The 21,777-nt window shown below is 67.7% G+C and carries 24 protein-coding genes and 1 pseudogene; 11 read left to right on the forward strand and 14 right to left on the reverse strand.

Annotated features, from left to right (window positions below; all coding sequences use genetic code 11):
* Positions 1 to 6: 6 nt before the first annotated feature.
* Positions 7 to 750, reverse strand: a complete 744-nt coding sequence (locus tag BPODLACK_RS11515) for a guanylate cyclase (protein ID WP_159405339.1) — start codon at positions 748 to 750, stop codon at positions 7 to 9.
* 79 nt (positions 751 to 829) lie between these two features.
* Between BPODLACK_RS11515 and BPODLACK_RS11520 the strand changes: the two genes are divergently transcribed.
* Together BPODLACK_RS11520 and BPODLACK_RS11525 are read left to right on the forward strand one after the other, a co-directional pair.
* A complete protein-coding gene (locus BPODLACK_RS11520; RefSeq protein WP_159405340.1) occupies positions 830 to 1,009 on the forward strand; it encodes a hypothetical protein in 180 nt (59 codons plus the stop codon).
* Between the two features lie 67 nt (positions 1,010 to 1,076).
* A complete protein-coding gene (locus tag BPODLACK_RS11525) occupies positions 1,077 to 1,499 on the forward strand; it encodes a hypothetical protein (protein WP_006435951.1) in 423 nt (140 codons plus the stop codon).
* A 124-nt stretch (positions 1,500 to 1,623) separates the two neighbouring features.
* Here BPODLACK_RS11525 and BPODLACK_RS11530 read toward each other — a convergent pair whose 3' ends face one another.
* The gene (locus BPODLACK_RS11530; protein ID WP_024498290.1) at positions 1,624 to 1,959 is read right to left on the reverse strand and encodes a transglycosylase family protein; all 336 of its coding nucleotides are present in this window, start codon (positions 1,957 to 1,959) and stop codon (positions 1,624 to 1,626) included.
* Between the two features lie 273 nt (positions 1,960 to 2,232).
* A complete protein-coding gene (locus BPODLACK_RS11535) occupies positions 2,233 to 3,543 on the reverse strand; it encodes a cytochrome P450 (RefSeq protein ID WP_159405341.1) in 1,311 nt (436 codons plus the stop codon).
* 95 nt (positions 3,544 to 3,638) lie between these two features.
* On the opposite strand from BPODLACK_RS11535, the gene BPODLACK_RS11540 reads away from it, so the two are divergent.
* Complete coding sequence (locus tag BPODLACK_RS11540; RefSeq protein ID WP_236577659.1) at positions 3,639 to 4,238, forward strand: TetR/AcrR family transcriptional regulator; 600 nt, start codon at positions 3,639 to 3,641, stop codon at positions 4,236 to 4,238.
* 6 nt (positions 4,239 to 4,244) lie between these two features.
* On the opposite strand, the gene BPODLACK_RS11545 is transcribed toward BPODLACK_RS11540, so the two are convergent.
* On the reverse strand, positions 4,245 to 5,330 hold the full coding sequence (locus tag BPODLACK_RS11545) for an NADH:flavin oxidoreductase/NADH oxidase (RefSeq protein ID WP_159405342.1): 1,086 nt from the start codon (positions 5,328 to 5,330) through the stop codon (positions 4,245 to 4,247).
* Between the two features lie 126 nt (positions 5,331 to 5,456).
* Between BPODLACK_RS11545 and BPODLACK_RS11550 the strand changes: the two genes are divergently transcribed.
* The 3 genes from BPODLACK_RS11550 (at position 5,457) to BPODLACK_RS11560 (ending at position 7,843) form a co-directional block, all read left to right on the forward strand.
* Positions 5,457 to 6,239: an enoyl-CoA hydratase gene (locus tag BPODLACK_RS11550; protein ID WP_159405343.1), complete on the forward strand. Its 783-nt coding sequence runs from the start codon at positions 5,457 to 5,459 to the stop codon at positions 6,237 to 6,239.
* Between the two features lie 207 nt (positions 6,240 to 6,446).
* Positions 6,447 to 6,635, forward strand: a complete 189-nt coding sequence (locus tag BPODLACK_RS23550; protein ID WP_236577660.1) for a hypothetical protein — start codon at positions 6,447 to 6,449, stop codon at positions 6,633 to 6,635.
* A gap of 71 nt (positions 6,636 to 6,706) precedes the next feature.
* Positions 6,707 to 7,843 carry a Rieske 2Fe-2S domain-containing protein gene (locus BPODLACK_RS11560; protein WP_159405345.1) on the forward strand — a complete coding sequence of 379 codons (1,137 nt, stop codon included), beginning with the start codon at positions 6,707 to 6,709 and terminating at the stop codon, positions 7,841 to 7,843.
* A gap of 74 nt (positions 7,844 to 7,917) precedes the next feature.
* Here the strand turns inward: BPODLACK_RS11560 and BPODLACK_RS11565 are convergent, their stop codons facing one another.
* Positions 7,918 to 8,505 carry a TetR/AcrR family transcriptional regulator gene (locus BPODLACK_RS11565; protein ID WP_024498297.1) on the reverse strand — a complete coding sequence of 196 codons (588 nt, stop codon included), beginning with the start codon at positions 8,503 to 8,505 and terminating at the stop codon, positions 7,918 to 7,920.
* Between the two features lie 208 nt (positions 8,506 to 8,713).
* Here BPODLACK_RS11565 and BPODLACK_RS23555 point away from each other — a divergent pair.
* Positions 8,714 to 8,824, forward strand: a pseudogene (locus tag BPODLACK_RS23555) (SDR family oxidoreductase); the annotation flags it as partial.
* A 21-nt stretch (positions 8,825 to 8,845) separates the two neighbouring features.
* On the opposite strand, the gene BPODLACK_RS11575 reads toward BPODLACK_RS23555, so the two are convergent.
* The 4 genes from BPODLACK_RS11575 to BPODLACK_RS11590 form a co-directional block, all read right to left on the reverse strand.
* A complete protein-coding gene (locus BPODLACK_RS11575) occupies positions 8,846 to 9,598 on the reverse strand; it encodes an IclR family transcriptional regulator (protein ID WP_024498299.1) in 753 nt (250 codons plus the stop codon).
* Positions 9,599 to 9,856: 258 nt separating this feature from the next.
* Positions 9,857 to 10,531, reverse strand: coding sequence for an IclR family transcriptional regulator (locus tag BPODLACK_RS11580; RefSeq protein ID WP_024498300.1), 675 nt, complete (start codon positions 10,529 to 10,531; stop codon positions 9,857 to 9,859).
* A 170-nt stretch (positions 10,532 to 10,701) separates the two neighbouring features.
* Positions 10,702 to 11,616: a biphenyl-2,3-diol 1,2-dioxygenase gene (bphC, locus tag BPODLACK_RS11585; RefSeq protein WP_024498301.1), complete on the reverse strand. Its 915-nt coding sequence runs from the start codon at positions 11,614 to 11,616 to the stop codon at positions 10,702 to 10,704.
* Between the two features lie 29 nt (positions 11,617 to 11,645).
* On the reverse strand, positions 11,646 to 12,818 hold the full coding sequence (locus BPODLACK_RS11590) for an acyl-CoA dehydrogenase family protein (RefSeq protein ID WP_024498302.1): 1,173 nt from the start codon (positions 12,816 to 12,818) through the stop codon (positions 11,646 to 11,648).
* A gap of 242 nt (positions 12,819 to 13,060) precedes the next feature.
* Here BPODLACK_RS11590 and BPODLACK_RS11595 point away from each other — a divergent pair, with 242 nt between their 5' ends.
* On the forward strand, positions 13,061 to 13,546 hold the full coding sequence (locus tag BPODLACK_RS11595; protein WP_024498303.1) for a nuclear transport factor 2 family protein: 486 nt from the start codon (positions 13,061 to 13,063) through the stop codon (positions 13,544 to 13,546).
* A gap of 16 nt (positions 13,547 to 13,562) precedes the next feature.
* On the opposite strand, the gene BPODLACK_RS11600 is transcribed toward BPODLACK_RS11595, so the two are convergent.
* From BPODLACK_RS11600 to BPODLACK_RS11610, 3 genes are read right to left on the reverse strand one after another with little or no spacing between them, the layout of a single operon-like run.
* Positions 13,563 to 14,744 carry an oxidoreductase gene (locus tag BPODLACK_RS11600; protein WP_024498304.1) on the reverse strand — a complete coding sequence of 394 codons (1,182 nt, stop codon included), beginning with the start codon at positions 14,742 to 14,744 and terminating at the stop codon, positions 13,563 to 13,565.
* A gap of 6 nt (positions 14,745 to 14,750) precedes the next feature.
* The gene (locus BPODLACK_RS11605) at positions 14,751 to 15,290 is read right to left on the reverse strand and encodes a nuclear transport factor 2 family protein (RefSeq protein ID WP_024498305.1); all 540 of its coding nucleotides are present in this window, start codon (positions 15,288 to 15,290) and stop codon (positions 14,751 to 14,753) included.
* Entirely contained in the window at positions 15,287 to 15,790 is a 504-nt protein-coding gene (locus BPODLACK_RS11610) for a flavin reductase family protein (protein WP_024498306.1), read from the reverse strand. Before BPODLACK_RS11610 ends, BPODLACK_RS11605 begins: the two co-directional genes overlap by 4 nt.
* Before the next feature lie 183 nt (positions 15,791 to 15,973).
* On the opposite strand from BPODLACK_RS11610, the gene BPODLACK_RS11615 reads away from it, so the two are divergent.
* Genes BPODLACK_RS11615 through BPODLACK_RS11625 form a run of 3 tightly spaced genes read left to right on the forward strand, consistent with a single transcriptional unit; the run spans position 15,974 to position 18,793 of the window.
* On the forward strand, positions 15,974 to 16,840 hold the full coding sequence (locus BPODLACK_RS11615; protein WP_024498307.1) for an alpha/beta fold hydrolase: 867 nt from the start codon (positions 15,974 to 15,976) through the stop codon (positions 16,838 to 16,840).
* Positions 16,837 to 17,706, forward strand: coding sequence for a MaoC/PaaZ C-terminal domain-containing protein (locus tag BPODLACK_RS11620; RefSeq protein WP_024498308.1), 870 nt, complete (start codon positions 16,837 to 16,839; stop codon positions 17,704 to 17,706). The genes BPODLACK_RS11615 and BPODLACK_RS11620 overlap by 4 nt, the downstream gene beginning before the upstream one ends.
* A gap of 4 nt (positions 17,707 to 17,710) precedes the next feature.
* A complete protein-coding gene (locus tag BPODLACK_RS11625) occupies positions 17,711 to 18,793 on the forward strand; it encodes a ferredoxin--NADP reductase (protein ID WP_328721682.1) in 1,083 nt (360 codons plus the stop codon).
* 63 nt (positions 18,794 to 18,856) lie between these two features.
* Here the strand turns inward: BPODLACK_RS11625 and BPODLACK_RS11630 are convergent, their stop codons facing one another.
* Together BPODLACK_RS11630 and BPODLACK_RS11635 are read right to left on the reverse strand one after the other, a co-directional pair.
* On the reverse strand, positions 18,857 to 20,404 hold the full coding sequence (locus tag BPODLACK_RS11630) for an FAD-dependent oxidoreductase (RefSeq protein ID WP_159405346.1): 1,548 nt from the start codon (positions 20,402 to 20,404) through the stop codon (positions 18,857 to 18,859).
* 202 nt (positions 20,405 to 20,606) lie between these two features.
* Positions 20,607 to 21,764 carry an acyl-CoA dehydrogenase family protein gene (locus BPODLACK_RS11635; protein WP_159405347.1) on the reverse strand — a complete coding sequence of 386 codons (1,158 nt, stop codon included), beginning with the start codon at positions 21,762 to 21,764 and terminating at the stop codon, positions 20,607 to 20,609.
* Positions 21,765 to 21,777: the final 13 nt, after the last annotated feature.

Consider the following 21,777-nt stretch of genomic DNA (forward strand, 5'->3'; position numbering starts at 1 on the left):
TGTTCCCTACGAGAGATGGACCGCGATCTCCGGTCCGAGGGTGTGCGGTGCGTGGAGGGGGAGGCGGTCGCCGCTCCAGAACCGGCCGGGGTCGAACCAGTTGGAGTCCTTGGCGGTGTCGAGAATGCCCATGTCGCGGTAGGTGATCGCGACGACCTCGGCGCAATACGCGGCTTCGAGGCTCACCGGCTCCGGCGCCGAGACCTCGTGCTGCCGTTGGTCACGATGTTCCCGGACCTTGCGATCGAGGTAGGGGATGCCGCGCACCAGGTCGACGGAGTTGGGGACACGACCACGGAACCATCGTCCGGCGAGACGTGCAGTGGTCGGGAACGGGGTGCCGTCGAGTCGCGCGATCACCTTGAGCAGATGGTCTTCCTGCTCCTTGGTGACCTCTGGGCTGAGCTGACGAATCCAGCACGCCTGCTCGTACCGCACCATCCACTGTTCGACGGCCTCGCGCGCATCGTGCAGCTGGACGCCGCGGTGGTTCGACCCGGTCCAGACGTCGGTGAGTTTGTCGCCGAGTTCGGCGTGCCAGAGGAGCGGCGGCAGATCGTCGATGCAGACAGCCATCGCGACATGGTTCACCGGCGCGTTGGTGAGGGTGCGGATGGCGCGGTCGGGGCCCGAATCGCCGCGGAACAGCCAGACGTCGCCGGTGCGGGTGGCCTCGAGCGCGGTGGTCAGCGAGACGCCGCCGGACTCGCCGGCGAGGTCGGCGCGGCGCGGTTTTCTCCTGGTGGGCACCTCAGCAGGGTAGAGCTTCGTCGGCACTCGCAGCCATCGGTGCCGGTGAGATCGTTCCGATGCGACTTATCCTGCCCCCATGAGGAATCTGTGGAAGTGGCTCGGCCTCGCCGGTGCCGTCGGCGTGACGACCGGCGGTGTGCTGATCGCGCGGGACCAGCGGCAGCGCAACGCCTACTCGGCCGACGATGTCCGCGAACGTCTGCATCGACGCCTGGCGGAGGCCGACATCGCAGGTGGCGGAGACGAACGATCCTGAGGACACTGGTTGGCGAGGTCGGCCCCGCGGTCGGCCGGGCAAAGCCGAACCACAGATAGGGAACACCATGAGCGACAACAGCGGATTCGGCGGCGGACCGTTCAACTTCGGCCCAGAGGACTTCGACCGGTTCGCGCGTGAGGCGGGAGAGGGCCTGCGCGACGTCTTCGGGAAGCTCTTCGAGGGTCAGGCCGGTCCCGGAGCGTTCTCGATGTTCTTCGACGAGGCGGCTCGAGGCCGCACCCGGACGCAGCCGCGTCCGGAGACAGCCGGTGAGACCGGATCGGGTGTGTGGGCCGTGTTCGTCGTCGACGAGGACGGCGGGGCTCGCGTCGAGCAGGTCTATGCCACCGAGCTCGATGCGCTACGTGCCAACAAGAACAACACCGACCCGCGTCGCAAGGTGCGCTTCCTGCCGTATGGCATCGCGGTCAGTGCTCTGGACGAGGCGCTCGACGCAGAACCGGGTGACGACGAGAAGTCGGACTGAGCGCGATCTGGAGAAACGCATGAGGCCGGTGAGTCCGAGGTGGACTCACCGGCCTCATGGTCGTGCGGAGCACTGTTCGTGCTGCCGTGATGCAGTCACGGCACCTCAGGCGCCGGTACTGCTATCAGAGGTTCGCGCCGCAGACCGGCCACGCACCGGGGCCCTGGGTGGCCAGGACGTTCTCCGCAACGCGGATCTGCTCCTCGCGCGAGGCGTTCGCCGGGTTGCCGGAGCCACCGTTGGCCTCCCAGGTGCTCTGCGAGAACTGCAGGCCGCCGTAGTAGCCGTTGCCGGTGTTGATGGACCAGTCGCCACCGCTCTCGCACTGGGCGACAGCGTCCCAGTTGCCGGAGTCGGCCGAGGCGGTGGACGCCAGCATGCCGAACGGTGCTGCGGTGAGTGCGCCGACGACAGCGGCACGGGCGACGAGCTTGGTCATATGCGTCTTGGTCATTCGCATGGTCTTCGTTCCTCCTATCACCACCCGGGGTTGGCAAGGTGGTTGATTTCGGACCGTGGCCGACCATACGGCTTGGTAACGGTCAGGTCACGTCGGCCTCGTGACCTGCGGGATTTTGGTAACGCACGGATAACGCTGTTAGCTTTGGGGTAAAAGCCCAGCGCACTGCGGCATTCCGCGGAGGGGCGCGGAGCCCGGTGTTCGGACGCGTTCGATGACGAAGGTCACACTCGAAATGTGGTGTGGACCACTTGCCCGAGGGGTGTTGCGCGACTAAGGACGCCGTCGCACGGCGATGCGTCCACCGCGTGCGGGGGCGTAGGCAACGCCCCGCGAGAACCAGCGCTCCGCGCGGTCGTCGGTCGGGAGCAGCTCGAAGTCGCTCAGCACGGTCCGGAGCACCACGTCCATCTCCATCGTCGCGAAAGCGGCGCCGATGCAGCGCCGGGTTCCGCCGCCGAAGGGCAACCAGGCCGGTGGCGGTGCGGTGCCCAGGAAGCGGGTCGGATCGAACCGTTCCGGATTGCCGAACTCGCGGCTGTCGTCGTGGAGCAGGGCGATGGAGACCATCACGTTGTATCCGCGCGGGATGCGCCAGCGGCCGAGTTCGAGGTGGTCGGCGACCACGTGCCGGGCGGCGAAGTCGATGACGGGACGGCTGCGCTGGGTCTCGAGAATGGTCGCGTGCCGGTACTCGGTGCCGCCGGCGTCGACCTCGGTGACGAGTTCGGCCAGGGCGTCGGGGTGGCGACGAAGGCGTTCGAACGCCCACGCGAGAGTCGTGCCCGTGGTCTCGTGACCCGCGGCCAGCATGGTGAGCAGCTCGTCGCCGATCTCCTCGTCGTCCATGCCCGTGCCGTCCTCATAGGTGCTGCGCAGCATCAGGGCGAGGATGTCGTCACGCTCTTCCAGGCGTGAGTCGTTGCGCGACTTGGTGATCAGGTCGCCGATGTAGGTCTTGTACTCCGCATGCATGCGGCGGTAGCGGTGGTTGGGATCGAGTGCCCGCAGGGCGTGGGGGAGATTCGGGAAGGTGGCCGCGCGCGAACCGGTGACGACCATCGGCGGGATCATCCTGCGTAGATTCTCGAGGTCCTTGCCCTGGGCGCCGAACACCGCCCGCAGGATCACGTTCAGCGTGATCCGCATCATCGGCTCCATCGAGGCGAACTCGGTCCCGGCCGGCCAGGTCGCCGCCTCGGTCCGGACCTCTTCCTCGACGATCTGCTCGTAGGTCTTCATCCGCTTGCCGTGCAGCGGCGGGGTCAGCAGTTTGCGGCGGGCGCGATGCTGCCTGCCCTCGAGGGAGAAGATCGACCCGGTGCCCAGGATGCGGCCCAGGTTGGGCTGGACGTTGATGACCTTGTCGCCTGCGGTGAACAGTTCGCGCGCGAGCGCGGCGTCGGAGATGACGACCGCCGGGCCGAATACCGGCAGTTTCACCATGAAGGCCGAACCGTGCCGTCGGTGGAGGTGGCCGAAGAAGTGTCTCCGGGAGGTGAGCGCGGCGACGCCCTGAACAGCCGTCGGTAGGTGGGTGGCGGGCGGCAGGATCGCGTTGCCACTCATGACAGGTGTGCTCATCGGGAGTCGAGGCCTTCCGGAAGAGGGTGGTACGTCGGCGTACCAGTGACGGTACGCGGGGGTATCGGGCAGGGCAAGAGGCTTATGCTCGCTGCGTGAACTCGCATCTGTGGCCGGAAGGCGCGTCGTCGACGCGGGAACGGCTCCTGGCGGCGATGCTCGACTGTGTGGCCGGGTCGGGATACCGCGAGACCACCGTCGCCGATGTCGTCCGTGTGGCGCAGACCTCGCGGCGCTCCTTCTATCAGGAGTTCGACGACAAGCAGGACTGCTTCTTCGCCCTGGTGCGTCAGACCACGCGGTTCACCATCGATGAGATCGCGCGCAACGTGGACGTCGAGGCGACGCCGGAAGAACAAGTGCGGCAAGCGGTCTCGTCCTATGTCGCCGCCGGTGACCGGTACCCGGGGCTGATGCTGAGTTGGATACGGGAGCTGCCGGCGCTGGGCCGGCCGGCCGAGCTCGTGAAGAACGAGGCGGTGGAGGACTGGATCGGGCTGTTCGTCCGCCTGACCTCCACCTCGGTCATGGTCGCGGCCGGGGTGTCGCCGATCAGCCGCGAGCGAGCGGTGTTCCTGTGGGGTGGGGTGCGCGAACTGACCGCCGACGCCGTGGAGTCGGGCGCGCCGTTGTCGGAGATCATCGAACCCGCGACAGCGGCGTGCCTGGCGCTGATCCGTGCTGGCGGGCGCTAGCGCGGATCAGCGCCAGGCACCCCGCAGGTACTGCGGCGGGTACGGCGCCTCGTTGCGGTGCAGGCCCAGTTCGTGCGCGGCTCGCAGCGGCCACGACGGTTCGCGCAGTGCGACCCGACCGAAGAAGACGGCCGTGATGTCGTCGTCGCCGGCGATCTTTTCGGCCTGATCCGGCTCGACGATGAGTCCGACCGCCGCGGTCGGGACGCCGGAGTCCCGGTGTACCTTGCGGGCGAGGTCGACCTGGTAGCCGGGGCCGACCGGGATGTCGGCGAGTACGTTGCCGCCGGAGGAGACGTCGATCAGGTCGACGCCGCGGGCGGCGAGGATCTCGGCGAGGCGGGCGCTCTCGGCGACATCCCAGCCGCCGTCGCGCCACTCGGTGCCGGAGAGCCGGATGAACAGCGGCTTCGACGGCGGCCAGACGGCGCGGACGGCCTCGACGACCTCGAGCACGATCCGCGTGCGGCCGGTGAAATCGCCGCCGTAGGCGTCGGTGCGGGTATTGGAGAACGGCGACAGGAACTCGTGCAGCAGATAACCGTGCGCCGCATGGATCTCGACGACGTCGAATCCGGCCTCGTCGGCACGACGCGCGGCCCGGGCGAAGGCATCGACGACCTCGGCGATCTGCTCGACCGTGAGGGCTACCGGGTCCGCGAGTCCCTCGAAGGGCACGTCCGACGGACCGACGGGCGTCCAGCCGCCGTCGTCGAGGGGGATCGTGCCCGAATCCTCGTCGAAGGGCGAGTGGGTCGACGCCTTCCGGCCGGCGTGGGCGATCTGGGTTCCGATGACCGAGCCCTGCCCGTGTACGAAGTCGACGATCCGGGACCAGGCCTTCGCCTGCTCGTCGTTCCACAACCCGGCGTCCTGGGGGCTGATGCGGCCCTCGGGGACGACGGCGACGGCTTCGGTGAGGATCAGACCGAAACCGCCGGCGGCACGGGCGCCGAGGTGGGCGAGATGCCAGTCGGTGGGTACACCGTCGCCGGCGAAACAGCTGTATTGACACATCGGCGCGAGCCAGATCCGGTTGGGGATCTCCACGTCGCGGAGCGTGATCGGTTCGAAGAGCGCGGTACTGGTCACAGTTGGAGTCAACCGTCCCGGCGGCCGGCTATTCCCGGACGGTAGGTTGTGACTCAGGTCGCAGTGCTGGCGGCATCCGGTGCGCAGTCCCGACCGATCGAGGTTCTCTGGGAGAGGGGTCCGCGGATGAGCGAGACGACAGACCGGGTGACGGTCGAGGTGGACGGGCCGCTGGGTGTGATCACCCTGCGCGACGCGCGGCGTCGGAACCCGTTGTCCAGCAGCACGATGAAGGCCGTGACCGCAGGGCTGCGACGCCTCGACGAGGACGCCGAGGTGCGGGTCATCGTGATCCGGTCGGAAGGTCCCGCCTTCTCGGCCGGTCACGACCTCGGGGAGCTCGTCGAACGCACCCTCGAGGACGAGCGCGCGATCTTCGCGACGTGCACCGAGTTGATGCAGACCGTGCACGACGTGCGTCAGCCGGTCATCGCCGAGGTCGCGGGCATGGCGTTCGCTGCGGGGTGTCAGCTCGTCGCCACGTGTGACCTCGCCGTTGCCGGTCGCAGCGCGAAGTTCTCCACGCCGGGCGTCCGGATCGGATTGTTCTGCTCGACGCCGATGGTCGCGCTGACGCGTGCCGTCGGCCGCAAGCGCGCGATGCACATGCTGCTGACCGGGGAGGCGATCGACGCCGACACCGCCGCCGACTGGGGTCTGCTCAGCGGCGTCGTCGACGATGCCGAACTCGCCACGACGGTGAGGGAACTGGCTCTGAACATCGCCGGGTCGAGTGCCCGGACGGTGTCGATCGGCAAGCAGGCCTTCTACAAGCAGATCGAACTCGACGAGGCGTCGGCCTATGTGGAGATGTCGGAGACGATGGCGACCAACGCGATGACCTGCGATGCGCAGGAGGGGATGTCGGCGTTCCTGGCCAAACGTGATCCGGTGTGGACCGACAGCTGACGTCCCGCTCCCACCTGTTCCGCTGAGCTGAAATCGTGTGGTACCCGACACACCCCGGTTTCTAGTCTTTCCTCATCCGAGGAAGGGAATGGACCAATGCAGCCGCTCGTCTGTCAGACCTGCGACGCCCGCGTGTCAGTCGCGAAATACAGTCCTGCTCACACCAGCATCCAGTGGACCGCCGAGGCCAAACAGTTCTGTCATGAGATGACTTCCGCGTCCGCTGTCGGGAACGGCAACTGCGGCTACGTGCTCCGTTGTGCGGCATTGGATCGCAGCATCGACGACGCCGTGAGTCGCGGGGACATCCCGATGTCGACCAGGTCGGAGCCCCACGTCCGTCCGCTGTCCGCCGGCGATGCCGTCGCCGAGACCCCTGCGGTCGTGCCGTCCTAGGCGTCACCGCGAGCCGCGACGCCTTCTCATCTCAGCCTGTCAGTTCAGCCCCTACACCCATTGGAGAGACCATGACCGTCGAACAGGAACGAATCGAGATCCGCAGTATCGACACCGGAACCAACCCAACGCGTTTCGCGCGTGGATGGCACTGCATCGGGTTGGCGAAGGATTTCCGGGACGGAAAGCCGCACCAGGTCCAGGTCTTCGGGACCGACCTGGTTGTCTTCGCCGACTCGAAGGGCGAGCTCCATGTGCTCGACGCGTTCTGCCGCCACATGGGCGGCAACCTCGCCCGGGGTGAGATCAAGGGCGACACGATCGCTTGCCCCTTCCACGACTGGCGGTGGAACGGCAAGGGCCGCTGCGAATCGGTGCCGTACGCGCACCGGACGCCCAAGGTCGCCCGCACGAAGGCGTGGACGACGATGGAGCGCAACGGCGTTCTGCTGGTGTGGCATTGTCCGCAGGGAACCGAACCCACCCCGGAACTCGCGATCCCGGAGATCGAGGGCTACGAGGACGGCGAGTGGAGCGACTGGACCTGGACGACGATCCACGTCGAGGGTTCGCACTGCCGGGAGATCGTGGACAACGTCGTCGACATGGCGCACTTTTTCTATGTGCACTACCAGATGCCGGAGTTCTTCAAGAACGTGTTCGACGGGCACATCGCCGGCCAGCACATGCGCTCGTACGGACGCGACGACATCAAGACCGGCGTGCAGATGGATCTGCCGGAGGCTCAAACCATCTCGGATGCGTTCTACTTTGGCCCGTCTTTCATGTTGGACACCATCTACACCGTCGCCGACGGCACGACCGTCGAGTCCAAGCTGATCAACTGCCACTACCCGGTCACCACGAACTCGTTTGTCCTGCAGTTCGGCACCATCGTGAAGAAGATCGAGGGCATGTCCGACGAGCAGGCCACCGAGATGGCGACGATGTTCACCGACGGTCTCGAGGAGCAGTTCGCGCAGGACATCGAGATCTGGAAGTACAAGTCGCGCATCGAGAACCCGCTGCTGACCGAAGAGGACGGGCCGGTCTACCAGCTGCGCCGCTGGTACAGCCAGTTCTACGTCGACGTCGAGGACGTCACGCCGGACATGACCCAGCGGTTCGAGTTCGAGGTCGACACCAGCCGGGCACTTCAGAACTGGCACAAGGAGGTCGAGGCGAATCTCGCTGCGCCGGGCGAGTGACGATCCCCCGTCGGCCCGGTCTGCAGAAGGCCGGGCCGACGGGTTACCACCGGCGGCCAGGCGAGGCGACAGGGTCAGGCGTTCGGATTCCGCATGCCGTCTACCAAAATCGTGATGACGGTGCGGGCGAGATCGGCCAGCGTGTTCTCAGGCGTGGGGGTGAACCAGCGCGAAGCGTGCCAGACCGAGTCGTAGATGATCTCCTGGAAGACCTTGGGATCGATGTCGGCGCGCAGCATTCCGGCGTCGACGCCCTCGGCGATGGCCTCGCGCCAGGCGACCTCCATCACGTCAGCGGTGGCCGCCATATCCGCCTCGACGAGCCGTTCGCGCATGTAATCGCCCTCTCGCCGCCAGATCGACGTCGCGCCATGATATTCGGCGCTCGTCTCCAATGCGACGGTCGCGAGGGCGACAAGACGTTCCACCGGGCCGAGTCCGCGCGCCAGCACCGCCTCGCAGCGCCTCGACAGATCCACGATGTACTGGCGGATCAGTTCGGTGACGATGGCTTCCTTCGACGGAAAATAGTGGTATAGCGCGCCAGAGTGCACACCCACCGCATCGGCGATCTCTCGGATCGTGGTCGCGCTCACGCCTTTCCGGGCGAAGATCGTGGCCGAACGGTCGAGGATCAGCTGCTTGCGTTCCTGCGGATCCACACTCGCCCTCTCTCGGTGCCGGACACCCGGTGTGCCCGTGCCCACCAATTGTGCCACAGCCATTGATCAAACGATCAATGGTTTCCGTCTCGCATCGTCAGGAGTATGCCTGACCGGCCATCCGATCTCATCCGAATCCACTGCCGGTATCCCTCCGGCCGGACGTCCGCCACCATCGAAGCGGTGCCTATGCGGCTGCGAAGGAAGCGATCCGGAGACCGACATCGGACCCGCGGTGACATTTCTGTGCAGGGAGGCCGCCCGCTACATCACCGGTCACACGCTGGCGGTCGACGGCGGTCAGGCGCTGGTGCGCTGAGGCCGACCCGGGTCACCCGGGTCAGCCTGCGCGCCGGACGGAACCGTTGTCCGCCAGGGCCTGCCAGATCGCGTTCGCCGTCGCCCGGACGGGGGTTGCCAGCAGTGCGCCGTCGACCGTCTCGACCGGGCCGGTGACCGCGATCGCGCCGGCACAGCTGCGCAGGTCGCCGATCGGTGCGGCCACACACGCCACGCCGAGGACGGCCTCGTCGCGCTCGTAGGCCGTGCGGCGTTGACGTACGACGGCCATCTCGTTTCGCCGACGCGCCTCTTCGGCCGCCGAGGTCAGTACCTCGACCGTCGGCCTCCGACGCGCGGAACCGTTGTCGCAGAAGGCGAGGAGCGCCTTGCCCAGTGCCGTGCGTCCGGCGGGCTGCAGGCCCCCGATGCGCGTCGGCAGGGGGATGGGGCCGTATCCGACCTTGTCCAGGATTCGGACGTCGTTGCCCTCGAGCACGCCGAGGTGGACGACGAGTCCGGTGGTCGCGTACAGCTCGTGCAGGAACGGATGTGCGATCTCCTGGAGTCCTGAACGCCGTCGGGCCAGCGCGCCCCACTCGAACAGTGACCGGCCGAGCGTGTAGGTCTGTCCGTGCCGTTCGACCCACCCCAGCTCGACGAGCTGGGACAGGAGTCGATGCGTCGAGGACCGTGGAAGGCCCGTGCGATTCGACAGCTGCGAGAGCGTCAGTTCGCCGCCATCGCGGAACTCCTCGAGCAGGACCGCCGCACGGTCGATGACGGCGGGGGAGAAATCGTCACTGTTGCGCATGTGAACCTCCAGCGGGGCAGGCCGGGCTGTGGCCTGAGGGCGCTCGGTGAGGCGCCCCGGGGACTGTCAATGACCGATCGGACTCATTGAGCAAGCGATCAATCAATACGGTAAAGATAGCAGGAGTGTGACGTGTGTCAAAGCCGATTGGCCAAGATCGTCGAATCACAACGGCGGTGCGTGGTGACCCGGATGGTGGACTGGGCAGCACGAACCGCCCGGCGGCCTGATGGACTGTCGGGCTCGGCGGGGCGTCCGTTAGGAGAGCGAGTGCACCACGGCGCGCGCGCCGCGGCGGAGCTCCTCGTCGGCGCCCGGATGCATGCGGGCGGTCGGGAAGGTCAGCGAGATCACCGCGACGCCGCCGGTGGGGCCACCTGTCGCGGCCTGGCCGGGTACGTCGAATGTCGCTGCGAGGCAGCGGATGTGTTCGCCGCTTGCGAGAGTGCGCTGGTTGTCGTGGAACTGTGTCGGACCGCCGGCCTCGTGCCGGGACAGTGCTGCTCCCTCGGCCGTCTCATCCCGGCCACGACGCTGGCCCACGCGCGTGTCGAGGTTGGCGGCCGCCCACCGTCCGCCGATCTTCTCCAGGAACAGGACGTCCTCGCCCGCGGCGACGGCCACGTGAACCGCGCCCCGCGTCCGGCGGTAGAGCTGGTAGGCGACGGGCTGCGCGGCCTGGTGGACAAGGTCGTGTACCTGGGCGATCGAGCCGAGCTCGGCCATCTTGGGGCCGAGCAGATACGTCGTGCCCTCGCGGCGGATCCAGCCCACGGCGACCAGTTGCGTCAGCATCCGATGCGTGGTCGAGCGCGGGAAGCCGGTGCGTTCGGCGAGCTCGGTCAGCGTGAGGCCGTCGCGATGACGGAACGGCTCGAGTAGAAGGAGTGCGCGTCCGAGGACGGAGGGGGCCTGGCCGATTGAGGTGGTCACGGTGTCTCCAACTATCAGCGCAGGTGGGGGATCCTCGCTGATTGATTGATCAATCATTCAATCCGATGCTAGCCCGCGCAACGCGCTCTGGGAAGAGACCGGAAGCGAAAACGAGAGGAGCACCGCGACGAGGTCGTCGCGGTGCTCCTCTGCGTGCGTGGTCGGGGTGTTCAGCCCTCGCCGACCGGGATGAACGCCTTCAGCGGCTCCGAGCCGCTCTGATCATGACCCCAGTAGGCGTCGGCGGTGATCTCCTCGGAGGTGTAGTGCCGCTCGTCGACGAGCATTCCCTCCGTGCCGAACTCCAGGTCCCAGCCACCGGGTGCCCGGACGTAGAACGAGATCATCTTGTCGTTGGTGTGCCGGCCCAGCGTCGACGAGATCGAGAACTTCTGCTTGTTCACCCGGTCGAGTGCTTGACCCACCGCGTCGAGGGTGTCCACCTCGGTCATCAGGTGCACCAGGCCGGGCTCCTCGGTCGGCGGGGCCGGGCACAGCGCGAGGCTGTGGTGCCGCTCGTTGATGCCGAGGAAGCGGACGCGGGCGAGGCCCTCCTCGTCGAGCCGGATGGAGCCGCGCGGCAGGAAGCCGAGCACCTGGGTGTAGAAGTCGTACGACTCGGCGAACTGGGCGCTCGGAAGCACCACGTGACCCAGTCCGAGGCCGCCGGTGACCCAGCGTCCGCCGAAGGGCGTCACGACGGGGCTGTGGTCGAGCACCGGACCGTAGAAGACCTCGAGCCGCGTCCCGGCCGGATCGTCGAACGTGATGGCGCCCTCGGCGTCGATGTAGCCGGCCTCCTTGCGGGACATCACCGTGACGGCGACGCCCGCGCCCTCCACTGCCTTCTTGACGCGTTCGAGCGCGAACTCGTCCCGGACCTCCCACCCGACGGCCAGGGCCTTGTCGGAGTCACCGGGCAGCACGGCGATCCGCGAACGACGCTCGTCGATCCGAGCGTAGAGAGCGTCGGGTTCGGGACCGCTGCCCACGGCCATGCCCAGGCCGTCGATCAGCAGCTCGCGCCAGCGCGCGACATCGGTGCTCTGGACTCGCAGGAAGCCGAGTCCGCGTAGTTCTGTCATCGTTGTCATCCTCGAGAAGTGTTGTCGGATCAAATCATCGCGCGGTAGGCGCCCTGCGGGTCGCCACCGAGCTGGGTCAGCGCGGCCGAGTGGTAGATCATGCCGGGCACATGGATGGCGTGGGTGAGTCCGACGTGCGCGTCACGCCAGAACCGCTGCATCGGGGTGTTGAGATGGACTGCCGCCCCACCGGCGCGGGCGAAGATCTCGTCCATGGCCCGCACTGCGCGCCAGGCGGCCGACACCTGTGTACGACGCCCCTCGGCCCGCTCGGCGAAGGTGATCTCCTCGCCCTTCTCGGTCTTGTCCCAGAACCGGTCGACCATCTCCAGCAGGGAGACCCGCGACGCGGAGATCTCGGCGGCGGCCTCACTGATCGCGAACAGGACGTACGGATCCTCCTTGATCGGGACCCCGGTGACCTGGACGCGTTCCTTCTGTGCGGCGACGTAACAGGCGAGTGCGCCCTCCGTCATGCCGATGAGGGCCGAGGTGATCCCCAGCGGGAAGATGTAGGAGAACGGGAACTTGTAGAGGGTCTCGTCCCGCCCGGCGTGCTTCCATCCCTCTCCGTTGAGGACGATCGCGGCATCGATGGTGCGGTACGTCGGGATGAACGCGTCCTTGATGATCAGGTCCTTGGAGCCGGTACCCCGTAGTCCCATGACATTCCAGCTGTCGGCGTCGATCTCGTAGTCCGAACGCGGCAGCACGACGTGGAGTACCTGATCGGTGCGGTTGCCGTTCTCGTCGCCCACCGCGGCACCGATCATGATCCAGCCACAGTGGTCGGTGCCCGAGGAGAAGGCCCAGCGACCGTTGAGGACGTAGCCCCCGTCCACCGGCATCGCCACACCCATCGGTGCGTACGGGGAGGCCATCCACATGTCGTTGTCGGCACCCCAGATCTCGTTCTGCGCCTTGTCGTCGAAGGCGGCGAGTGCCCACGGGTGGACGCCGACGATGCCGGCGACCCAGCCGGTCGCGCCGTCGAGAGCCGCTGTGGCCATGACGGTCTCGGCGAACTCGCGAGGGTGGGATTCGAAGCCGCCGTACTCCTTCGGCTGCAGCATCCGGATGACCCCCGAGTCGCGCAGGCTCTTCGCCGACGCATCGGTCAGATGCATCAGCGTCTCACCCTCAGCGGCATCGGCGCGGATCTCGTCCGCGTGCTGCATGATTCTGTCCAATACCTGGCCCATGATGTGACTCTTTCTTCGGGACGGCCTCGAGATGGCCGGAGACTTCCGTGTTTTTCCGAACGCACCCGCGTGGTCGGTGCAGGTGTGATGCGTCCTACATTCGCAGTGAGCATGCGGTCGGCGCACGGGAGTTTCAGTTGAGCGGGACAGCGGTGGTGGCCTCGGCCGGCGGATCGGTAGGAAAGTGGTTGAACGGCCGCCGCTTCCGACACCAACAGGTCGTCTCGGAGAAGGGATTGCAGATGACAGACATCCAGGAGCAGCTCGACGCTCTGCTCGACCGTGTTCGGGTCCTCGAGGACAGGGCCGCCATCGGTGACGTGCTGACGGCCTACGGCCCGGCCGTCGACGCGGGCGATGCCGAGGCGGTGGGCAGGCTGTGGGCGCCCGACGCCGTGTACGACCTCGACATCGGCGTTCTGAACGGGCGGGCGGCGATCACCGAGATGGTGCGGACCTCGCCCCACCAGGACTACATCGACGGCGGATGCGGACATCTGTTGGACCCCATCAACATCCGCCTCGACGGTGACACCGCGGTGGCGACCTGCCACTCCCTGCTCGTGCGCCGCAACACCGACGAGGACTCGTTCCGGGTATGGCGTGCGAGCGCCAACCGTTTCGAGCTGGCGCGCATGGACGGGCAGTGGAAGATCACGCGTCGCACCGCCCGCTTGCTCGACGGCAGTGCCGACGCGCGCGAACTGCTCGGGCGCGCGTCGGACTGAACCGGCGGGCGGCGTCTCAGACCAGGCTGCCCTCGTGGACCGCACGATCGAACGCGGTCAGCGGGGCGCCGGTCCGCAGCGCGGTGGCCAGCTCCGGGTTCGCCAGGTGCAGCCGACCGATCGCGATCATGTCGAACTCGCCGGATCCGATGCGGTCGTCCACTTCGCCGATGTTGTCCACCAGCGGCGCCGCGCCCTCGATGCGGCTGTCGCGCATGGGCTTACCGAGCCCCACGCTGCCCACGGCCATGGCGTGGGCGCCGGTGAGCTTCTTCGCCCAGCCCGCCAGGGACAGGTCGCTGCCTTCGAAGGCCGGCAGGTCGAATCGTCGGATGCTGGCGTCGAAGACGTCCACCCCGGCGTCGGCGAGCGCCCCGAGGATCGCCCCGAGGTCTTCCGGTGTCTCCGCGATGCGGGCGGTGTAGTCCTGCTGTTTGTGCTGGGAGAAGCGGAAGAAGATCGGTAGGTCGGGGCCGATCTCCGCCCGGATCGCCTTGACCACTTCGGCAGGGAAGCGGGTACGCGCCTGCAGGTCTCGTCCCCAGCGGTCGTCGCGACGGTTGGTGTCCGACCACAGGAAGGCATCGAGCAGATAACCGTGACCCCCGTGCAGCGCGATGCCGTCGAAGCCGACCTCGACCGCATTCGCGGCCGCTGACACGAAAGCGGCGATGATGTCGTCGATGTCGCGCTTGGTCATGGGCGCGGTCTGCGGCACCGAACGTGCCACGTACTCATCGGAGTACGAGGTGACCCCGGGTGTGCCCCACAGTCCCGATGGCCGCATCGGGCGGATCGCCGGGTCGACCTCGCACATCGCGCCCCACAGCGGTCCCACGTGCCAGAGTTGCGGGATGATGCGTCCGCCTGCCGCGTGCACCTCGTCGACCACGGTTCGCCAGCCGGTCAGGGCGCTGTCGCCGTACATCCGTGGGACATTCGGATTGTCAACCGCAGCAACATGATCGATCGCCACACCTTCGGTGATGATCAGGCCGGTTCCGCCGGCGGCGCGTCGTGCGTAGTAGCGCGCGACGTCGGAGCCGGGGACACCGCCGGGGGACGAGGACCGGGTCATCGCCGACATCGCGATCCGGTTGGGCAGCTCCAGTCTGCGGATGCGCAGTGGTTCGAAGAGGGCGGAGGGGTTCTCGGGCGGTGCGGTGTGCGCGTCGGACACCAAAGGACTCTCAGACACAGGCGATCACAGGGCTTTCAGGAAACGGAAGAATTCGGGGGAGGAGTCCACGCGCAGGCGGGTGAGCTTGCGATAGCTGATCAACCACTGCCCGTTCACCTTTCGATACTCCTCGTGGTAGTGGCCGAAGCCGCGCAGATGGTACTCGCCGGCGTCGTCGGACCACCAGAGATTGTCCTCCATCGCCCAGATGCCGCGAGCGGTGGTGGGCGAGGTGAGCACGATCTCGGGGCTGTGCCCGTGGTGAGCGGTGGTCACCGGGACCGGACCGTCGAGCATCGCACGGATGGTCGACGCCAGCTTCTCCCTGCCGATCACGCGATTGGACTCGCCGTCGGTACGCGGCTGCTTGTCATCGGGCAGGCCGCCCCAGGTCTCGCTGATGACGTCGTCGGTGTGCAGACCGGCGTAGAGATGCCACTGTTTGGTGTCCATACAACGCAGGCGGACGGCGAAGACCCGTTTGATCTCCTCGATGGCGAGGAGGGTCTCGGCGGCGGACATGCCGTCGGGGATCCAGCCGCACACGGCGTCGGTCTCGCTCATGCGGTGAGCCGATCGGCGGGGGCGTCGATCCCGAGCTTGCCGCGGAAGAACAGGAGGGGGCGTTGCTCGTTGAGCGTCTCGAGTTCCAGCACCCGGCCGATCACTACGTCGTGGTCGCCTGCGGTGTGGACATCGTGGATGTCGGCGTGCACGCGCATCAGCACATCGGGCAACGACGGCGTCGACCAGTTTGACAGCTCCCAGTCCAGGCCGTCGAACTTGCGTCCGTCGCGGGAGCTGAACCGCGAACAGATGTCGGCCTGGTTCTCGTGCAGTACGTTCACCGTGAAGCGTCCGGCCCGCAGAATGCGCGGCCACGACCGGCCGCGGTGGTCGGCGCAGAACAGGACCATCGGCGGTTCGAGGGACACCGAGGCGAACGACTGGCACACGAAACCGGCGGGTCCGGAGTCGTCGAGCCCGGTCACCACGGTCACCCCGCTCGCGAACTGGCCAAGCGCCTTACGCATATCAGTCTGGGACATCGCTTCGATCGACATCGTGCACCTTTCCGTTTGTCCGCCGTCGCCGAGAGGGGCGGCTCCATCCACCGGGCAAGCGTAGGGTCGCCGGGCGTTCGCACCCAGCACGCTTTCGTCCAATGGGAATCCGATGCGGCCGGTGTTCCGCTCAACTGGAGCGGTGCTGCACAACGGGGCTCGGCACTGGCAGCCTCACCGTTCATGAGCGTTGACGTCACCTATGGGGGCAGCCGCCGCAAGCTCGAGACGAGTCTGGGCGTGCTGCAGTATCACGAGGCCGGCGAGGGGCCTCCCTTGTTGCTCCTGCACGGCTCCGGCCCGGGCGTGACGGGATGGCGGAACTACCGCGGGGTGATCGGCGAGCTCGCCGATCACTTCCGTTGCCTGGTCCTCGAATTCCCCGGCTTCGGCGTCAGCGATCCGGGCGACGGGCATCCGATGATGATGGCCGAGAAGGCGATCGGCGTGTTCCTCGACGGCCTGGGCATCGGCACCGCCGACATGATCGGCAACTCCATGGGCGGGATCGTCGCGACCAAGGTCGCCATCGCCGAACCGGAACGTGTCGGCAAGCTCGTCACCATCGGCGGCATGGGCAAGAACATCTTCTCCTCGGCGCCCAGCGAGGGCATCAAGCTGCTGATGGAGTTCACCGACAATCCCACCCGCGAACGACTGATCCGCTGGCTGTCGGCGATGGTGTATGACCAATCGCTGGTGACCGAGGAGCTCATCGAGGAACGGTGGGAACTGGCCACCGAACCGGAAACCCTCGAGATCGCGCGACGCATGTACAGCACCAAGGCCTTCACCGCGACGATGGCCGCCAACGCGATGGCCGACACCGTCCCGTATTGGGCGCAGCTGCACAAGGTGACGTCGCCGACGCTGATCACCTGGGGCCGCGACGACCGCGTGAGCCCCGTCGACTCGGCGATCTTGCCGATGCGCGACATCCCCGACGCCGAGCTGCACGTCTTCCCCCGCTGCGGGCACTGGGCGATGATCGAAGCCCGCGAGGCCTGGCTGTCGGCCGTGCTGGCCTTCCTGAAGCGCGGTGCGGCATGACGTCGTCACCGGTCACCGGGACACAGCCGACCGGGACACCGGCGAACACGGGCGAGTGGCGCGGCGTCGATCTCGGCAGCCGCACGGTCTCCTATGACGAGCGCGACGCGATCCTGTACGCGCTCGCCGTCGGGGCGTCGGCCGCCGAGCTCGATCTGGTCTTCGAGAAGCAGCTCCGTGTGCTGCCGACCTTCGCGCTGACCCTCGCACAGTGGGCCCCGGATGAGCTCGGCTCCCGCGGCGCCTTCGATCCGACCACCGCCCTGCACGGCTCGCAGCAGCTGGACGTGCTGGCACCGTTGCCGCCGCGCGGTGAGGTGACGATGACCGCCTCGGTGGGGGAGGTCTGGGACAAGGGCTCGGCCGCGGTGCTCGAGGTGGTTGTCCGCAGTGACTACTTCGTCGCCACCTGGTCGCTGTTCGCGCCCGGTGCCGGCGGTTTCGGCGGCGACCGCGGACCCGGCAAGCCGGCTGCACTGCAGGGCGCTCCGACGATGACCGGACGATTCGAGACCACCCCGAATCAGGCTGCGCTGTACCGCCTCACGGGTGACCTCCACCCGATACACATCGACCCGGCGGCGGCGTCGCGTATCGGTCAGCCGCGCCCGATCCTGCACGGGCTGTGCACCCTCGGCGCCGCAGCACTCGACGTCGCGCGGCTGATCGGCGCCCACCCGGCCGATCTGAGGAGCCTCGACGGCCGGTTCGCGTCGGCGATCTGTCCGGGCGATACCTGTGACCTGAAGGTGTACGGCACGAACAGTCAGGATGCGAGTGGCGAGATCACCTTCGAGGTGGTCGACGAATCCACCCCGATCCTTGCCAACGGGCGTGTGATGTTCGCGCCGAGCGAGAGGCAGTGACGAGATGACAACCATGGATGTGGCTGCACCGCAGACCGAATCGCGGGCTCGGCCGCAGTCGTCGCGTTCGGTCGTGCTCGACGTCGTCGAGGTGGTCGAGGAGACCGCCGACGCGCACTCGCTGGTCTTCGCGATCCCGGCCGATCGACGGGACGACTTCACTTACACCCCGGGACAGTTCCTGACGCTGCGCGTTCCCAGCGAGCAGACCGGATCGGTCGCGCGGTGCTACTCGCTGGCCAGCTCGCCGTTCACCGACGAACTGCTCAAGGTGACGGTCAAGCGGACCCACGACGGCTATGCGTCGAACTGGCTGTGCGACAACGTCTCCGTCGGCGACACGCTCGAGGTGCTGCCGCCCGCGGGCGTCTTCACCGCCAAGGACTTCGACGACGATCTGCTGCTGTTCGCCGCCGGTAGCGGGATCACCCCGGTGATGTCGATCCTGAAATCGGCTCTGAGCCAGGGGTCGCGCAAGGTGGTGCTCCTCTACGCCAACCGGGACGAGAAGTCGGTGATCTTCGCTGCCGAACTGCGGGAACTCGCGGCGGCACACGGTGACCGGCTCACGGTGGTCCACCTGCTGGAGAGCGTGCAGGGTCTGCCGACCGTGCCCCAGCTCGCGGCGCTCGCCTCCGCCTATACCGGCCACCGCGTCTTCATGTGTGGCCCGGGCCCGTTCATGGACGCGGTGCACGACGCGACGGCGGCTGCCGGATTCGTCCGGAACCGGGTCCACGCCGAGGTCTTCACGTCGCTCTCCGGTGACCCGTTCGCCGAGGTCGAGCTGCCCGACGTCGATGCCGAAACCGGTGACGCGGCGTCGGTGACGGTGAACCTCGACGGGCAGGAACACGAGTTCGGCTGGCCCCGCGCGGCGACACTGGTGGATGTCCTGCTGTCCAAGGGGATCAACGTCCCCTTCTCGTGCCGCGAGGGTGAATGCGGTTCGTGCGCAGCCACCCTCACCACCGGTGAGGTCGACATGGACAATTGTGCGGTCCTCGACGAGGACGACATCGCCGACGGGATCATCCTGGCCTGCCAGGCACGGCCCCGCAGCGAGAAGCTCAGCGTGGAGTTCTAGCGTTCGCCTTCCCCGGAGAACGCACAGCGGCGCAGGCGAGAGATCGCCTGCGCCGCTGTCGTTTCACCGGAGCGGTTCGGTACCGAGCATGTGATGGACCGCGCGGTAGGAGAACGTCATCGCGGTGCCGAGTGGGACTCCCGGACCGGGGTAGATCGCCCCGCTCACCGAGGCGCTCGTGTTGCCTGCCGCATACAGACCCTCGATCGGGTCGCCGTCCGCGGTCAGAACGCGGGCATCGACGTCGGTCCGGACACCGCCCTTGGTGCCGAGGTCACTGAGGACGATGCGCGCCGCGTGGAACGGTCCGGTCGCGATCGGCGGCAGCGCGACGTTGGGCAGATCCCGCGGCGGGCAGAAGAACGTGTCGTACGGGTCGCCACCGCGGCCGAAGTCCTCGTCGAGGCCGCGTTCGGCGAAGCCGTTGAACCTCTCGACCGAGGCGCACAGCGTGGCCAAGTCGACGCCGATCTTGCCGGCCAGTTCCTCGATCGTCTCCGCCGAGACCCAGGTGCCCGCGGCGAAGTGGTCATCGGCCGAGACGTCCGGAATCGACATCGCCGGCAGGACCGGGCCACCCTCGGACGAGTCGAAGATCAGGAACGACGGCAGCGCCGCCTCGCCACGCGCGATCATCTCGCGTCCGAACCGGTCGTAGGGGAGCGATTCGTTGAGGTAGCGCTCACCGGCGCCGTCGACGAGCATGCCCCCACGGACACAGACCATGAAAGCGCCCGAGCCGTCCGGTAACTCGACGCCGGGACAGAACCATGCCTGGTCGAGGAGCGCGGTGTCGGCGCCGAGCTCGGCGGCCGCACGGATCATGTCACCGGTGTTGGCGCCCGACGGGCCCATGCTCCACTGCGCCTTGCCGGGGGTGCCGTGGGCGGCGCGCATCTCCTCACTGCCCTCGATGCCGCCGGCGGCGAGCAGGACACCGCGCTCGGCCCGGACACGCAGCGTCCGGCCATCGGCGTCGGTGGCCTCGACACCCACCACCCGGTCGTCCTCGGTCAGGAGCCGGGTGACCGCGGTGCGGGTCCGCAGGTCCGCACGACCGGTGCCCCGCAGCGCCAGCAGGAGTCGCCCGATCAGCGCCCGTCCGGCGATGAGGGTCTCGTCGGGGTGCAACTGTCCGGCGCGGTCGACGATCGGAGCCGGGCGCACCAGCTCGCGCACCTCCCCGGCGGCCTCGCTCGGCAGGTCGACCGGGATGATCGACCGACCGGCATCCATGCGTCCCGGGGCGTCGAAGTAGTCGGGGAACGGCTGGTATTCGAACTCGAGGTGCGGATCGCGCTCGAGGAACTCGACCACCGCCGGTGCGGTCGTCACATAGGCTTCCTGCCGGTCGGCCTCCGCGTCACCGAGCAGTGTCTGCAGATAGGTGCGGGCCTTGTCGGTGGAGTCGTCGAGACCCGCCCGCTCCTGTACGGCGCTGCCGGGCAACCACAGTGACGCACCCGAATACGACGATGTGCCGCCGAAGACCGCGGTCTTCTCCAGAACGACCGTGTCCAGCCCGTTCGCCGCCGCCGTGTAGGCGCCGGTGAGGGCTCCGCCGCCCGATCCGACCACCACGACGTCGCAGCGAATATCCCAGTCCTGCATGCTTTTACCTCCGAGTTGTTCGTAGGTGTCATGCAATCGCACAGGGTGACGGTGCGCACGCGGGTTCCCGCTCATTGAACATCCCCGACCCAGAGCCACCGACGCAGAACTCCCCCGACGCGACGGTGGTGGTCGCGGCGGGGGAGTCGGATGCGTGCGGTCAGGCCACGATACGCGGCGTCCTCACTGCCCTCGGTTGTCGCTACTCGGCCAACGAGGTCTGCGCGGTGGCGGCCGCGAAGCGGGCGAGATGTGCGTCGGCGGTGCCGAACTCGTACTCGATCGCGGTGAGGCGCTTGAAGTAGTGGCCGATGGCCAGCTCCTCGGTCATGCCCATGCCGCCGTGCAGCTGCACCGAGTTCTGCCCGATGAAGCGTGCGGCCCGGCTGATCGTCGCCTTGGCCGCCGACACCGCTGCGGCCCGCTCGGCGGGTTCGGCGTCGAGCGACAGGATCGCGAAGTACTGGGCGGCCACCGACTGCTCGAGCTGCAGATGCATGTCGACCATCCGGTGCTGCAGCACCTGGAAGCTGCCGATCGGGACGCCGAACTGCTCACGCTGCTTGGCGTACTCGACGGTGTCGGTGAAGACCTTGCGCATCAGCCCGACGGCCTCGGAGACCACGGCTGCGGTGGCAGTGTCCCAGGCCTTCTCGAGCAGGTCGATCGCACCGTCGCCGGCGATGAGTGCGTCGCCGGGGAGTCGGACGTCGGTGAACGTGATGTCGGCGGCCGGCCGGTCGTCGATGGTGCGCAGCCGCTGGAGCTCGAGTCCCTGCGGCGCGCCGTCGGCGAGGTCGATGAGGAACAGCGACACACCTGCGGGGTCGTGCGGCTCGCCCGAGGTGCGGGCACTGACGATGAGGTAGTCGGCGATGGGCGCGGTGGTGACCACGGCCTTGCTGCCGTTGAGCACCCATCCCTCGCCGTCGCGGTCGGCGCTCGTCTCGATGCGCGACAGCACGCCGCCCGAACCGTCCTCCAGTGCGGCGAGCGCGCTGAGGGCATCGCCCGCGGCGATACGACCGGCGGCTTCGAACGCGACCGGGTTACCGGTGGAGTGCAGCAGTCCGGCACCGAGAACCACCGAGTCGACGAACGGCTCGACGACCAGGGCGTGTCCGAGTGCCTCGGTGACGACCATCAATTCCTCGGCGCCGCCGCCGAATCCGCCGATCTCCTCGGGCAGGCAGGCGCCGACGACGCCGAGGTCCTCGACGAAGGCCTTCCAGATCTTGGGCTGCCAGCCCTCGCCGACCTTCGCGGCGTCGCGGCTGACCTGCAGGTCGTAGCGTGCGTCGAGGAACTTGTTGAGTCCGTCGGACAGCAGCTGCTGTTCGGGGGTGAGTGTGAAGTCCATCAGTTTTCTCCTG

It is taken from the genome of Gordonia sp. YY1 (assembly GCF_009872315.1).
GTDB lineage: Bacteria > Actinomycetota > Actinomycetes > Mycobacteriales > Mycobacteriaceae > Gordonia > Gordonia amicalis.